Origin of the sequence: Actinoplanes sp. NPDC049265, assembly GCF_043197135.1 — a bacterium.
In the GTDB taxonomy this organism is placed as follows: Bacteria; Actinomycetota; Actinomycetes; order Mycobacteriales; family Micromonosporaceae; genus Actinoplanes.
In genome coordinates this window covers 217,839-231,643 of sequence record NZ_JBICSP010000011.1, presented here as the reverse complement: position 1 = coordinate 231,643, position 13,805 = coordinate 217,839, and the positions used below count along the sequence as shown (strand labels likewise).

Sequence of the window (13,805 nt, the reverse complement as noted above, 5' to 3'; positions counted from 1 at the left end):
AAGCTGGAGGAGGGGCGGCACTCGCCGTTGGCTCGATGTTGTGCCAGCGTTGGTGTTCTCGCGTTCCCTTAGCTTGGAGGCGGTTGTGGATCTTCTCGAGGAGTACCGCAGAGCGACCTTCACCTTCGAGTCCGGGGACCCACGCGGTGCCGCTCGGATGCTCGAACCGATCGTCGAGGCCGAACCGCACAACGCGGCGGTACGCCAGTTGCTGGCCCGGGCCTACTTCAACTCGGCCCAGCTGGCCGGGGCGGAGGCGCAGCTACGTGCCCTCATCGATCATGATCCGTCGGATCACTACGCGCACCACGTGCTCGGCCGGACCCTCGAAAGGGCCGGTCGTTTTCGTGAGGCGCTCCCGCATCTGCGCCTGGCCGCGGCCATGAAGGCCGAGCACGGCGACTACCGGGAAGCCCTGCATCGCGTCGAGACGTGGCTGGGCAAGAACTCCGACTCGTAGGCTGGCGTTCGTGAAAATCAAGCTTGATCTGCACGACATCTTCAACAAGGGGCACGAGATCGACCGGGCGCTGCGTGGCGTCATCGACGAGGCGATCGAGAAGAAGGCCACGCTGGTCGAGATCATCCCGGGCAAGGGGAGCGGCCAGCTCAAGAAAAAGGTGCTGCGCTTCCTCGACCAGAAGGAGATCAAGCAGCTCTACCACCGGGTCGAGAAGGACGGCGACAACTGGGGCCGGCTCTTCATCCACTTCCGGTTCGAGTCCGCGCAGGGCCGCGGCCGGGGCCGCGGCCGTCGCTGACCGCTCAGTGCGTGTGGGTCTGGCCGTCGCTGACCGCTCAGTGCGTGTGGGTCTGGCCGTCGCTGACCGCTCAGTACGTGAAGGTCTTGGCCACCGCCAGAAGCTCGGACGAGTGCGACCCGACGACGCCGACGTCGGCCGGGCGGGGCCGGAAACCGGGCAGGCCGCTCAGCCCGTCGCTGCCGTCCACCGCGCGCAGGCGCACCTGACCGGGGGTGGCCAGTCGCAGGACCACGTCGAGGCCTTCCGGCGGTGGGGCGTTGAAGACGAAGCCGAAGCCCCAGGCGCCGCCGGCCTTGCCGTCGGTGGGGATGCCACGGCCGTTGACCGAAGCGGCGGTGACGTCGGTCGACGCAGCCACGTGCAGGGCGGTGAGGCGTACCTGTCGCTGTGATCTGAGCCGCAGCCGAAGCACCCGGCTCGACCCCTCGCGGGTGTCGCTGACCACGGTGAGCTGCGGCGCGGGGAGTTCGGCGGCCTCGGCCGGGCCGGTCAGCAGCTTCTCGGCGCCGAACAGGGGCAGCGTGTCGGTCACCGCGTGCTTCGAACCGGCCACGAACTGGGCGGTCCACGGGCGTGGCTTCGACTCGTCGCTCAGCCACAAGGCCGACCCGGTGTCGGTGTCCAGCGCGTACATCAGATGGGTCGGCTCCGGATGGCCCGTGTCGAACTTGTCGGTGTGGAGGCCGGCCGCACCGCACCCCACGATCGCCAGCAGCGCCAGCGACGACGGCAGCAGGGCGAGCCGCCGGGCCCGGCCGTCGCTCGCCGGGTGCAGGAGGTCGGCCAGCGGCAGGAGGGCCAGGGCCAGCGCCGCACCGAGCAGGGCGGCGGCCGCGGTCAGCACCAGGCCCAGCGCCGGGAAGAACAGGATCACCGCCGGCGCCAGCACGATCACCGCGACCGCGGCGCCGATCAGGACCGGGAGCAGCGCGCCCCAACCGCCGCGGAACGCGATCGCGAGCAGGCTCATGAGGGCGCCGGCCAGGGCCGGGAGGGCGAAGAGGTACGAGCCGCCGGGTGCGAAATAGGCCAGCACGACGCCGAGTACGGCCAGCCAGCCGAGCCCGCCCACGGTCAGCGCGGCCGGGGTCATCCGGCGGCGGAGCAGCGCGTACCAGGCGAACACGACCAACGCGACGACCGCGACCACCCCGGCTCGAAACCACAGTGGACGGTACGGGTCGATCGGCAGATCCGTGTACGCCGGCCGGATGATGGTCACCACCTGCCACAGCGACTGCGCCAGCACCGGCGTGACCAGCAGCGGAAGCAGTCCGAGAAGGAAGCCGCCCCAGAGCTTGCCCCGGGTGGTCAGCCCCCGCTTGCGGGCACTGGCACCCAGCCGCAGTACGGCCAGCAGGGCCAGCACCGCGATCGGCCAGACCAGCCAGCCGGGGTAGCGGGCCAGCCCACCGGGCACCGGGAAGTAGGTCGCGTCGCTGCGCGCCTCCAGATCGGTCAAATCCTCGTCGCCGAACGCCCGGACCAGCGCCAGCGCGTTCTCACCGTGGTGCTCGAGGCTGTCTCGGTCCATCCGGGACGCGGTGTCGGTGGGCGCGTGATAGTTCGCCGCGCCGTCGATGTAGGCGGTGTTCAGACCGCGGAAGCCGGACTCGCGGAACGGCGTGAAGTCGGTGTCGTTCGGCAGCAGCCGGTAGACCTCGACGGCGAACGAGGTGCCGACCGGGTGCGGCGCCTTCGCGAACACCCCGATCAGCTTCTCGTCGTCGGCCGACGTCTCGAAGGTGATCGCCGGGCCGCCGGTGCCGCGCGCCTCCAGGTTGAGGGCCACGCCGCCGTCGCGGGCCAGCGGATGCTGCTTGACGAACGCCTCGGCGCCGCACAGGCAGGCCTCTTCGGCGTCGGTTAGGACCACCACGACGTCGTTACGCAGCGTCCGGCCGGACGAGGTCAGCGCACGGACCGTCTCGAGGATCGCGGAGACGCCGGCGAGATCGTCGCTGGCGCCGGGCCCGGCCTGCGCCGAGTCGTAGTGGGCGACCAGAAACACCCGTCCGGATGACTCCGAGCCCGGGATCGTGGCGATGACGTTGCGTACCCGGGCCATGCCTATCCCGCCGGCCGAGCCGGACAGCTGGCCGCCCTGCTCGGTGACCGTGTCCTGGATCTCCGGCTCCAGGCCGTCGCCGCGCAGCGTCCGGACCAGATAGTCGCGCACCTTGTCGTTGGCCGCGCTGCCGGCCGGGTGGGCGGTCGTGGACATGGCCTGGACGTGCTGAAACGCGCGGCCGGCGCTGAACTCGGAGGCCGGGGCGGAGGTGCCGCGGGCGGCCGGCGGGCGGATCGACCAGGCCGCCAGCACGCCGACGGCGGCTAGTACGAGCAGGGCCAGCAGGGCGGCCAGGGGGCGGAACCGGGGGCGGAGCAGGGCGCGTCCGGGGGCGTCACGCATGGGTGACATCTAATCGTGTCCCTCCGGCGCCGGGTACCCCGGTGATCTTTCTCCCGGGTGGCATAACTTGGAGCGGTGACCGAGCCGCTCGACCCCGCCTCCGTGATCGCGGAGTTCATCGACCGGGTCGCTCCCTACGATCCGTCACCGGGCGCTGCACCGGTGGCGATGATCGCCGTCCGCACGGCCTATGGCGATCAGGCCTTCACCATGGGTGATCACGTCGTGCGTGCCATGTGCAAGGCGCTCGACACCTACCGCGACCCCGAGGACCGAGGCGAGTGCATCGGCTGCGGCGGCCGGCGGCTCGACGAGAACCTGCACTGCCCCGACTGTGGCCAGCTGCACGGCATCCTGGGCCAGGTGATCGCCCAGCACGTCCGCCGCATCCAGGCGGCCGAGGGCGGCGCCGGATGATCCTGATGTTGTGCGCCGGGGCGGGGTGGTACACGATTTGCTCGTCATTCCCGGCGGACTCGAGTGGGGTATCGGCATGACGGAACGGTCGGTCGCGCCCCGGTCGGGCCCGGTCGCTCCCGCCACGCTGAGCCCGGAACGCCTGCGCATCCTGCTCGTCGAGGACGACGAGGGCGACGCCTTCCTGGTCCGCGAGCTGCTCGATGAGGCGGGTGCCCCGTTCGAGCTGATCGTGGCGCGCAGCCTGCGGGAGGCGCGCGGGCTGACCCGCGGCATCCAATGCGTGCTCCTCGACCTGGGGTTACCCGACGCCGAGGGGATCGACGGGCTGCGCCGGTTCCTGGCCATCGCCGGCAGCGCCGCCGTGTGCGTGCTCACCGGCCGCTCGGACGAGCACCTGGGCGTGGCCGCGGTCGCCGAGGGAGCCCAGGACTACCTGGTCAAGGGCCAGGTCGACGGCGTGCTGCTGACTCGGGCGCTGCGTTACGCGGTCGAACGCAAACGGGCCGACGAGAACGCCCGGCGGCTGCGCGAGGTGGAGTTACGGCAGTCCGAGTCGGCCCGGCTCGAACGCGGCCTGCTGCCGCAGCCTTTGATGGACACGACCAAGGTCGCGGTCCACACGTTCTATCGCTCCGGCCGCTCGATGGGTCTGCTCGGCGGCGATTTCTTCGACGTCATCCAGGTCGGCGAGGACAAACTGCACCTGATCGTCGGCGACGTCTGCGGGCACAGCGTCGACGAGGCCGCGCTGGGCGTGGAACTCCGGGTCGCCTGGCGGGCGCTGGTGCTCGCCGGGGTGGCCGACGACCAGGTCCTCAGCGCGCTTGAGCAGGTGCTGATGACCGAACGGCGGGCGCGCGAGGTGTTCGCGACGGTCGCGGCGGTGGTGATCGACCTCTCCGACAACCGCGCGACGGTACGCCTGGCCGGGCATCCGCCGCCGGTCCAGTTGCTGGCCGGCAAGGCGACGCCGGTCACCGCCCGCACCGGGATCGTGCTCGGCGTACGACCGGCGCCGACTCCGGCCTCCGAGGTGCGGTTCGACAGCGAGGACTGGTCGCTGCTGCTCTACACGGACGGGCTGATCGAAGGGCACAGTGGCGTGGGCAACGAACGTCTCGACATCGAGGGGCTGTGCGCCCTGCTCGACGAACCGGCCGCGCGCGACGTCCCGCTCGCCGCGTTACCGGCCTGGCTGGTCGGGCGGGCCGAGCAGGCCAACGGCGGACCGCTGGCCGACGACGTGGCCATGCTCCTGATCTCCCGCGGCGGTGGCCGGTGAACCTCTTCCGGATCAACAACTGGACCCTGCGCGGCCGGGTGCTGGCCCTGTGCATGACGGTCGGCGTGCTGTTGACCGCGCTCGGCGTCTACGCCGCGATCATCGCCACCCGCAGCAACGGGTACGTCGACGATCTGCTCAACCGCACCGGCCCGATGCGGGTGGCCGGCGAGAACCTGACCACCGCCATGGTCGACCAGGAAACCGCGGTCCGCGGCTACGCGATCAGCGGCAAGCCGGACAACCTGGCCCCCTACAACGAGGGCGCCAAGAACGCGAACGACCTGATCAACCAGATTCGTAACTACGTCCGCCCCCAGGACGACGACGTCCGCGCCTCCCTCGGCCAGGTCGTCCAGCGGTACGACGAGTGGCGGTCCGGGGTGGCCGGCCCGGTCATCCAGGCCGTGCAGACGCAGAACCAGGCAGCCGCCCAGGCCATCATCGACCGGGCCGGCACCCGGCAGTTCGACGCGCTGCGGCAGGCGGTCCAGCAGCTGCAGGCCGACATCCTGGTGCTGCGCAACGTCGTCGCCAACAACGCCCAGCAGGCCGGCAGCACGCTGGTCGCGGTCGAGATCGCGGCGGCCGCCATCGTCATCCTGGCCGGGGCGTCGCTGCTGCTGCTGCTCGACCGGCTGGTCACCAAGCCGGTCCTGGAGTTCGCCGGACAGGTCCGCGAGGTGGCGGCCGGCGACTACGACAAGCACCTGGAGAGTTCGGGGTCGCCCGAGCTCAAACGGCTGGCCGAGGACGTGGACGGCATGCGTCAGCAGATCGCGGCCGAGCTGGCCGAGGTGCGTGAGGCCCGCGGCCAGATCGAGTGGGTCAACGACCAGCTCAAGGTGCAGGCCGAGGAGCTGGTCCGGTCCAATCGCGACCTCGAGCAGTTCGCCTACGTGGCGTCGCACGACCTGCAGGAGCCGCTGCGCAAGGTGGCCAGCTTCTGCCAGCTGCTGCAACGCCGGTACGCCGGGCAGATGGACGAGCGGGCCGACCAGTACATCGGCTTCGCCGTCGACGGCGCCCAGCGGATGCAGCGCCTGATCAACGACCTGCTCGCCTTCTCCCGGATCGGCCGGCTGACCAGCGGGTTCACCGACGTCGACCTGAACAAGGTCCTCGGCGACGTGAGGTCGCAGCTGGAGCCCGCGGCCGGTGCCGAAGCCGAGATCATCTGGCACGACCTGCCGATCGTCGAGGGCGAGGAGCCGCTGCTCACGACGCTCTTCGTCAACCTGCTCGGCAACTCGCTCAAGTTCCGCCGCCCCGAAGTCCCGCCGCGCATCACGGTCACGGCCGGGCGCGACGGCGACGAGTGGCGGATCAACGTGCGCGACAACGGCATCGGCATCGAGAAGGAATTCGCCGACAAGGTCTTCGTGATCTTCCAGCGCCTGCACGCTCGTGACGCCTACGAGGGCACCGGCATCGGTTTGGCGATCGTGAAGAAGATCGTCGAATACCATGGCGGCCGGATCTGGCTGGACCTGGACGTGGACGAGGGCACCTCGATCAACTTCACCCTCCCGGTGCCGGTCGTTCTCGCAACAGAGGAACCACGGAAAGAGGTCACCGCATGACCGACTGCACCGAGCGGCACCTCCCGCGACGTGACGACGGCGCCGCACGCGAGGGCCAGAAGGGCATGCGAAAGGTGGGCACGGCATGACCGGTTCGATCAACAGGCAGGACGGCACCCCGATCGAGGTGCTGCTCGTCGAGGACGACCCGGGCGACGTGCTCATGACCCAGGAGGCGTTCGAGGAACACAAGGTACGCAACCGGCTCACCGTGGTCTCCGACGGCGCCGAGGCCCTGCAATACCTGCGCCGCGAGGGCCAGTGGTCGGACGCCGTCCGGCCCGACCTCATCCTGCTCGACCTCAACCTGCCCAAGCGCGACGGCCGCGAGGTCCTGGCCGAGATCAAGAAGGACGAGGACCTGGGCCGCATCCCGGTCGTGGTCCTGACCACCTCGGCCGCCGACGAGGACATTCTGCGCAGCTACCAGTTGCACGCCAACGCGTATGTCACCAAGCCGGTGGACTTCGAGCGCTTCATCTCGGTGATCCGCCAGATCGACGAGTTCTTCGTCAGCGTCGTGAAGCTGCCGCCGCGTGCTTGAGCGGGTGAGCGACCTGATCCGGGAGGTCGCGGCGACTGAGGTGCGGCCCCGGTTCCGGCACCTGGACCCCTCCGACGTGCACGCCAAGGCGCCCGGCGACCTGGTGACCGTGGCCGACCAGGAGGCCGAGAAGGCGCTGACCCGCGGCCTGACGGCGCTGCTGCCCGGTTCCACTGTCGTCGGCGAGGAGGCGGTGGCGGCCGACCCGGGCGTCCTTTCCCGGGTCTCCGACTCCGGCGCCGTCTGGATCGTCGACCCGGTCGACGGCACGAACAACTTCGCCGCCGGCAAGACCCCCTTCGCGATCATGGTGGCTCTCCTGCGGGACGGCGAGCCGGCCGCGTCGTGGATCCTCGACGTGATCGACGACCGGATGACGATGGCCGAGGCCGGCAGCGGGGCCTCGATCGACGGCGTACGGCTGAAGACCCGCACCGACGACCCGGGCGCCCGGTCGATGACCGGCGTGGTGGCGCGGAAGTACCTGACCGCCGAGCTGCGGTCCCTGGTCGATGCGAACGCGCACGCTTTCGGGCGGGTCACCGCCGGCCATCACTGCGCGGGGTACGAGTACCCGGCCGTCGCCTTGGACGAGCAGCAGTTCGCGCTGTTCTGGCGGGTGCTGCCATGGGACCACGTCCCGGGTTCGCTGATCCTTCGCGAAGCCGGTGGCACCGTCCTCCACCTGGACGGCAGCGCCTATCACCCGGCCGACTCGGAGCGCGGTCTGCTGGTCGCGCCGAACGACGACGTCTGGCACACGGCGCGCGCGACCCTTTTCCCCGGCCACACCTTCTGACCGGCCCGTTCGTCACTGCCCTGTTCGCCGGCCACACCTTCTGACCGGCCCGTTCGTCCATCCGTGGCGGGTTCGGGCCACGGGTTCGGGATCGGCCGTTGCTCTTCGTCGCGGCGGGGCGTTGCATGATCATCGCCGGGTGGACGGCCGGCGGGACGGGGGATTCTGGTGTCTGCGTACCTGGACGAGGTCTTTGGCCTGGGCGGGAAACTGGCGGTGGTCACCGGCGGGAGTTCGGGGATCGGGCGGGCCATGGCGGTCGCCGTCGGGCGGGCCGGTGCGCGGGTCGTGGTGGTCGCGCGGCGGCCGGAGGCGCTGGCCGAGACCGTGGCCGAGCTGCGCGACCTCGGGATCGACGCGGCGTCGGTGCCGGCCGATCTCGGCGATCGGGTTGCGGTCGCGGGGCTGGTGCGCGAGGTGCTCGATGGGTACGGCGAGCCGGACATCCTGGTCAACTCGGCGGCGGTCAACCGGCGGCCGCCCCTCGGCGAACTCTCCGAAGAGGACTGGGACCTGACCGTCGCGGCCAACCTGACCGCCCCCTTCCTGCTCGGGCAGGCCTTCGGGCGGCGGATGGCCGAGCGCGGCTGGGGGCGGATCATCAACGTCGCGTCGCAGCAGGCATTTCGGGCATATGGCAACAGCGGCGCGTACGGCGTGTCCAAGGCGGGGCTCGTCGCGTTGACCCGGTCGCAGGCCGAGGCCTGGTCGCGGCGGGGCGTGTGCTGCAACGCGATCGCGCCCGGCGTGGTGCACACCCCGTTGACCGAGGAGGTGTTCGCCGACGCGTCGAAGGTCCGGGCGCACGCCGCGCGCTCGATGATCGGCCGCAACGGCGTACCGGAGGATTTCGCCGGATGTGTCGTCTATCTGGCTGGTAACGCCAGCGCCGCGGTGACCGGGCAGACACTCTTCGTCGATGGTGGATATTCCGCTACCTGAGGCCGGGGTGCGGGCGGCCCGCTCGTACGGGTAGAGTGCCCTCGCTTTCTTGACCTTGGAGGTTGACCGTGGCGGCGAATCTCCTCCGGCGGCGACACGGCCGGGGCCGACTACGCATTGCTGTCGCGCGGCGGGGTTTCGCCGGGCCGCCTCGCGTTGCTGTCGCGCGGCGATGTTTCGCCCGGCTGGCGCAGGTCGCAGGAGTGCGGCGGGGTTTCGCCGGGCTGACCCGTGTTGCTGTCGCGCGGCGAGGTTTCGCCGGGCCGATTCGCGTCGCTGTCGCGCGGCGCGGTTTCGCCCGGCTGGCGCAGGTCGCACGAGTGCGGCGGGGTTTCGCCGGGCTGACGCGGATCGCTGGCGTGCGACGGGGTTCCGCTGGTCTGACTCGTGTCGTCGGCGTGCTCGCCGTGGCTGCTTCGGTGTTGGCGATCGCGGCCGCCCCGGCCAGTGCGGCGCCCGATCCGGAGGGCGGCACCAAGACGTTGCGCGCCGCGCTGGAGTCGGCGGCCAAGGGACACATCGAGGCGACGCGCAAGCTGGCCGCATCGCAGAAACGCCAGAAGGAGCTGCAGGCCACACTTCTGCAGACGCAGGCCGAGACCAAGAAGATGGAGTCGCGGATCGCGGCCGTGGCCGGTCGGTCCTACCGGCTCGGCCGGGTCAACACCATGACGCTGCTGCTCAACGCCGGTTCGCCCGACGCCTTCCTCGAACGAGTCCAGCGGCTCGACATGATGGCCCAGCTCGACGGGCGCGCGATGACCCGGTACCGGGACGCGATCGCCGCGTACACCAAGGCCAAGACGGCCAACGAACTGGAGATCCGGGAGCAGCAGAAGCAGGTCACGATCCTGGCCAAGAAGAAGAAAGAGGCCGAGCTCGCGCTGGCCAGCGTCGGTGGCGGCAGCGTTGCCGGCGGGTTCGTCGGTGTCAACTCGCCGCTGGCCAAGCCGGCCCCGCGCGGCTCGGACGGCTCCTGGCCCAAGGAACGCTGCACCGTCGACGACCCGACCACCTCCGGCTGCATCACGCCCCGGCTGCTCAACGCCTATCAGCAGGCCCGGGCGGCCGGATTCAAGCACTACACGTCGTGCTTCAGCGAACGTGCCTCGGGCGAGCACCCCCAGGGCCGGGCCTGCGACTTCGCCGCCGCCCAGGGCGGCTTCGAGAACAAGAACGCCGCCGGCAGCGACAAGGTGTACGGGAACAATCTGGCCGCGTACTTCGTCAAGAACGCCGACCGGCTCGGTGTGCTCTACGTGATCTGGTTCCGGCAGATCTGGATGCCCGGCACCGGCTGGCGGGCCTACAGCGGATCCGGCGGGCCCAGCGCCACGCACACCAACCACGTGCACCTCTCCATCATCTGACCAGGTCGCGTCGGTAACCTTCGGGCGATGGAGACGCCCCCGGGACCCCGACCGTTGCCCAATGCCCTGGCCACCGCGTTGGTGTTCTTCGCCAGCGGTGCCGTGCTCGTGCTCGAGATCGTGGCGTTGCGGCTGGTCGGGCCCTACGTCGGCGTGACGCTGCAGGTGAGTAGCTCGGTCATCGGGATCTCGCTGGCCGCCATCGCCTACGGGACCTGGCTCGGCGGGCGGCTGGCCGACCGGTTCGACCCGCGGCTGCTGCTCGCCCCGGCGCTGATCCTCGGCGCGATCGGCACGGCGGCCACGCTGCCGCTGGTCCGGTGGGGCGGGGAGATCCTGCGTGGTGGCGCCGCTCCGGCCGTACTCCTGCTGGCCGCTCTGGCTGTTTTCCTGCCCGCCTTCATCCTCTCCTCGATCAGCCCGCTCGTGGTCAAGCTGCAGCTCGGTGACCTGCGCCGGACCGGTGAGGTGGTCGGGCGGCTGTCCAGCATCGGGACGCTCGGGGCGATCACCGCGACGCTCGGTACGGGCTTCATCTTCGTGGCCGCGATGCCGAGCAGCTGGATCATCCTCACCCTGGCGGGGCTGCTCGCGGTGGCCGGGTTCGGGCTCGGCTGGTGGCTCCGCCGGCGTGAGCCGACGATGGTCGTGCCGGGCAAACCACGCACGCGCGCTGCCCTGGCGGCGATCGGTCTGGCCGGCGCGGGTCTGGGCGGGCTGGCGCCGACGCCGTGCGACGTGGAGACCGCGTACCACTGCGCGCGGGTCGACGACGATCCGGCGGTACCCGGCGGGCGAACGCTCATCCTCAACAGTGCCCGGCACTCGTATGTCGACCTCGACGACCCCCGGCACCTCGAGTTCGCGTACGTGCAATGGCTCGGCGCGGTGACCGACTCGTTCCGTCCGTCCAGGGCGCCGATCTCGGCCCTGCACCTGGGTGGCGGAGGGTTCACGATGCCCGGATACCTGGCGACGACGCGGCCGGGCAGCGACCAGCTGGTCCTCGAACTCGACGGCGGGCTGGTCGAGCTCGACCGGCGCGAGCTGGGTCTGCGTACGGGCCCACGGCTGCGGACGCAGGTCGGTGACGCCCGGGTGGGCCTGGCCGAGCAGCCCACCGGCGCCTACGACCTGGTGATCGGCGACGCCTTCGGGCACCTCGTTGTCCCGTGGCATCTCGCCACCCGCGAGATGGCCGCCGACATCTCCCGCGTCCTGAAGGCCGACGGCGTCTACGCCCAGAACGTCATCGACTACCCGCCGGACCGCTTCATCCGGGCCGAACTCAAGACGGTCGCGGCGGTCTTCCCGCACGTGGCGCTGATCGCCCCGCCGGCCGCGCTGGCCGGTGAGACCGGCTCCAACTTCGTGATCGTCGGCTCCCGGGCGCCGCTGCCGACGGCCGCCCTGAGCGAGGCTCTGGGCCTGGCCGACGAGCCCGTCAAGCTGGTGACCGGCCCCGAGTTGACCGCGTTCATCGGTGACAGCCGGGTCCTGACCGACGACTACGCGCCGGTCGACCAGCTCCTCGAAGGCTGATCCCGCCACACTCCGGACATAGCGGGCGGTTTCTCCGAGCGCCGTCTTGGGATGGGGGGTTCGTTTCACAATTGGCATATGGGGCGGATCGGGCGGCGTATCGCGGACCGCTACCGCCTTGTCGAGAAGCTCGGCACCGGCGGGATGTCCGAGGTCTGGCGCGGCTACGACGAGACCCTCGGGCGGGACGTCGCCGTCAAGGTGCTGTCGTCCCGGCTCGCCTCCGACGACGCGTTCCGGACCCGGCTGCGGCAGGAGGCACTGGCCGCGGCCCGGCTCTGTCACCCGCACATCACCAGCATCTTCGACTTCGGTGAGGCGCCGCTCCCGTTCGTGGTGATGGAACTCAACGAGGGGGAGTCGATCGCCGCCCGGGTCCGCCGCTCCGGCCCGATGGCCTGGCGGGACGCGGTCACCCTGGCCGCCGAGATCGCCTCCGCCCTGGCCACCGCCCACGCCGCCGGGGTCGTGCACCGGGACATCACCCCGGCCAACGTGATGCTCACCCGGGCCGGCGCCAAGGTCGTCGACTTCGGCATCTCCGCCCTGGTCGGGCAGCGCGACGCCGCCCCCGACGGCACCCTGCTCGGCACTCCCGCCTACCTCGCTCCCGAGCGACTCGGCGGCGTGCACGTCTCGCCCGCCGCCGACGTCTACGCGCTCGGGGTCCTGCTCTACCGCATGCTCACCGGCCGGCTGCCCTGGCCGGCCGAGAACACCACCGAGGCGTTGCGCGCCCACCTCTACGCCGACCCCGAGCCGATGCCGAGCCTGCCCGGCCTGCCGCCCGGCGTCGCCGACCTGTGCCTGCGCTGCCTGGCCAAGTCGCCCGGCGAGCGCCCCCAGGCCGCGGAGGTCGCGGACCGGCTGGGCGCCCTGGTCGGCATGCAGCCGATCGTCCCGCCGATCAGCGACGAGCCGACGGCCGCGCTCTCCCGCGAGCCCCGCCCGGCCCGGTCCGGCAGCGGCTGGTCGATCCGCGCCCGTAAAGGCGCGTCGGTCGCCGCCCGCGACGGTGCGTCGGGGCGAACCCGCGAAGGTGTCTCGGTCTCCGCCCCAGACGGCGCGTCGGCCCGAACCCGCGACGATGTGTCGGTCTTCGCCCGCGACGATGTGTCGGTCTTCGCCCGCGACGGTGCGTCGGCGCGAACCCGCGACGGTGTGCCGGTCTTCGCCCGCACCGGTGCGTCGGCCCGGACCGGCGACGGTGTGTCGGCCTTCACCCGCGGCGGTGTGCCGACCGGGCCCCTCGGGGACGTCACGACCAAGGTCGCGATGCGGCCGAGCGCCGTCGAGACGGTTTGCGCGCGGCTCGGCATCCGGCCCCCGCGGCCGGTCAAGTCGCTGCGGCTGCGGGCGGCGCTGCGGGTACTCGGCGCCCTGCACGTCGGCGTGGCCAAGCCGCTCGGCGGTGGGCTGTTCCGCGGCGGCCAGGTGCGGCACGACCTCTTCTCCGGGCGGCTGCGCCTGCAGGCCGGCGCGGCCACCGTCGTGCTGACGGCGGTGGCCGGCCTGAGCTGGAGCGCGGCGCGGGAGCCGGCCGAGGTGGGTACCGCGCAGGCTTCGGCGGCCGGTGCGGGTACGGCGGGCGGCGTCGTGCACGTCGCCGACTGCACGGTCCGGTACCGGGTCGAGAAGGACACCGGATCCGACTTCGAGGCGCGGCTGACCGTCGTCAACACCGGGGGTCAAGCCGTCGGCGGGTGGCGCATGGAATTCGCGTACCCGGGAAGTCAGCGTTTGAAAGACCCGGCCCAGGCGGTCACGCAGTCCGGTCGGCGGATCGTCGTCCACGGCCGCAGGAACCTGGGGCCAGGGCGGTCGGTCAGCGTCGTGCTGCGCGGAGCGTACCGGGGGAGCAACCCTCTGCCGCTCGCGTTCACGCTGGACGGGCGTACCTGCGAAGCCGAGGTTGTCGGCGCGCGCACCATCGAGGCCGAGGTCGCGCCCGAACCGGCACCCACCACCCAGCCGGCGCGTACCGTCAAGCGGACGCCGAAGGCGACGAAGCACCCCAAACGGCCCGCACCCAGCCGCAAGTCGACCCCCGAGCCGGTCAAACCCAAGATCAGCAAGACGCCGGTACGCCCGGCACCGCCACCCACCCGGACCGGTGGTTTCTCGGTCGCCATCTGAGTGGCGTTTA

Annotated in this window: 12 protein-coding genes; 11 read left to right on the top strand and 1 reads right to left on the bottom strand. The window is 71.4% G+C overall.

The genetic code is table 11. The features are described from left to right. The first annotated feature begins 85 nt into the window (after nt 1-85). Both ACGFIO_RS25975 and ACGFIO_RS25970 read left to right on the top strand, forming a co-directional pair. Nucleotides 86-460, top strand: coding sequence for a tetratricopeptide repeat protein (locus ACGFIO_RS25975; protein WP_392829393.1), 375 nt, complete (start codon nt 86-88; stop codon nt 458-460). A gap of 10 nt (nt 461-470) precedes the next feature. Continuing rightward, the gene (locus tag ACGFIO_RS25970) at nt 471-761 is read left to right on the top strand and encodes a Smr/MutS family protein (protein WP_392829391.1); all 291 of its coding nucleotides are present in this window, start codon (nt 471-473) and stop codon (nt 759-761) included. Between the two features lie 70 nt (nt 762-831). On the opposite strand, the gene ACGFIO_RS25965 is transcribed toward ACGFIO_RS25970, so the two are convergent. Further along, complete coding sequence (locus tag ACGFIO_RS25965; RefSeq protein ID WP_392829389.1) at nt 832-3,177, bottom strand: M20/M25/M40 family metallo-hydrolase; 2,346 nt, start codon at nt 3,175-3,177, stop codon at nt 832-834. 75 nt (nt 3,178-3,252) lie between these two features. On the opposite strand from ACGFIO_RS25965, the gene ACGFIO_RS25960 reads away from it, so the two are divergent. The 9 genes from ACGFIO_RS25960 (at nt 3,253) to ACGFIO_RS25920 (ending at nt 13,795) form a co-directional block, all read left to right on the top strand. Further along, a complete protein-coding gene (locus ACGFIO_RS25960; RefSeq protein WP_392829387.1) occupies nt 3,253-3,594 on the top strand; it encodes a hypothetical protein in 342 nt (113 codons plus the stop codon). A 76-nt stretch (nt 3,595-3,670) separates the two neighbouring features. Then, on the top strand, nt 3,671-4,879 hold the full coding sequence (locus ACGFIO_RS25955; protein WP_392829386.1) for a PP2C family protein-serine/threonine phosphatase: 1,209 nt from the start codon (nt 3,671-3,673) through the stop codon (nt 4,877-4,879). Beyond that, entirely contained in the window at nt 4,876-6,462 is a 1,587-nt protein-coding gene (locus tag ACGFIO_RS25950; RefSeq protein WP_392829384.1) for an ATP-binding protein, read from the top strand. Before ACGFIO_RS25955 ends, ACGFIO_RS25950 begins: the two co-directional genes overlap by 4 nt. An 85-nt stretch (nt 6,463-6,547) precedes the next feature. Next, a complete protein-coding gene (locus ACGFIO_RS25945; RefSeq protein WP_392829382.1) occupies nt 6,548-7,006 on the top strand; it encodes a response regulator in 459 nt (152 codons plus the stop codon). After that, nucleotides 6,999-7,805: an inositol monophosphatase family protein gene (locus ACGFIO_RS25940; protein ID WP_392829380.1), complete on the top strand. Its 807-nt coding sequence runs from the start codon at nt 6,999-7,001 to the stop codon at nt 7,803-7,805. Before ACGFIO_RS25945 ends, ACGFIO_RS25940 begins: the two co-directional genes overlap by 8 nt. Before the next feature lie 168 nt (nt 7,806-7,973). Continuing rightward, nucleotides 7,974-8,747, top strand: coding sequence for an SDR family NAD(P)-dependent oxidoreductase (locus ACGFIO_RS25935; RefSeq protein ID WP_392829378.1), 774 nt, complete (start codon nt 7,974-7,976; stop codon nt 8,745-8,747). A 359-nt stretch (nt 8,748-9,106) separates the two neighbouring features. Further along, the gene (locus tag ACGFIO_RS25930) at nt 9,107-10,117 is read left to right on the top strand and encodes a coiled-coil domain-containing protein (RefSeq protein WP_392829376.1); all 1,011 of its coding nucleotides are present in this window, start codon (nt 9,107-9,109) and stop codon (nt 10,115-10,117) included. 27 nt (nt 10,118-10,144) lie between these two features. Continuing rightward, the gene (locus tag ACGFIO_RS25925) at nt 10,145-11,659 is read left to right on the top strand and encodes a fused MFS/spermidine synthase (protein WP_392829374.1); all 1,515 of its coding nucleotides are present in this window, start codon (nt 10,145-10,147) and stop codon (nt 11,657-11,659) included. Nucleotides 11,660-11,737: 78 nt separating this feature from the next. Further along, the gene (locus ACGFIO_RS25920; protein WP_392829373.1) at nt 11,738-13,795 is read left to right on the top strand and encodes a protein kinase; all 2,058 of its coding nucleotides are present in this window, start codon (nt 11,738-11,740) and stop codon (nt 13,793-13,795) included. The last annotated feature ends 10 nt before the right edge of the window (nt 13,796-13,805 follow it).

What these genes read in the sequence shown, in the direction of transcription:
- ACGFIO_RS25965 (WP_392829389.1), bottom strand. Translation starts at nt 3,177, where the DNA reads ATGCGTGACGCCCCCGGACGCGCCCTGCTCCGCCCCCGGTTCCGCCCC.
- ACGFIO_RS25955 (WP_392829386.1), top strand. Translation starts at nt 3,671, where the DNA reads ATGACGGAACGGTCGGTCGCGCCCCGGTCGGGCCCGGTCGCTCCCGCC.
- ACGFIO_RS25945 (WP_392829382.1), top strand. Translation starts at nt 6,548, where the DNA reads ATGACCGGTTCGATCAACAGGCAGGACGGCACCCCGATCGAGGTGCTG.
- ACGFIO_RS25925 (WP_392829374.1), top strand. Translation starts at nt 10,145, where the DNA reads ATGGAGACGCCCCCGGGACCCCGACCGTTGCCCAATGCCCTGGCCACC.
- ACGFIO_RS25920 (WP_392829373.1), top strand. Translation starts at nt 11,738, where the DNA reads ATGGGGCGGATCGGGCGGCGTATCGCGGACCGCTACCGCCTTGTCGAG.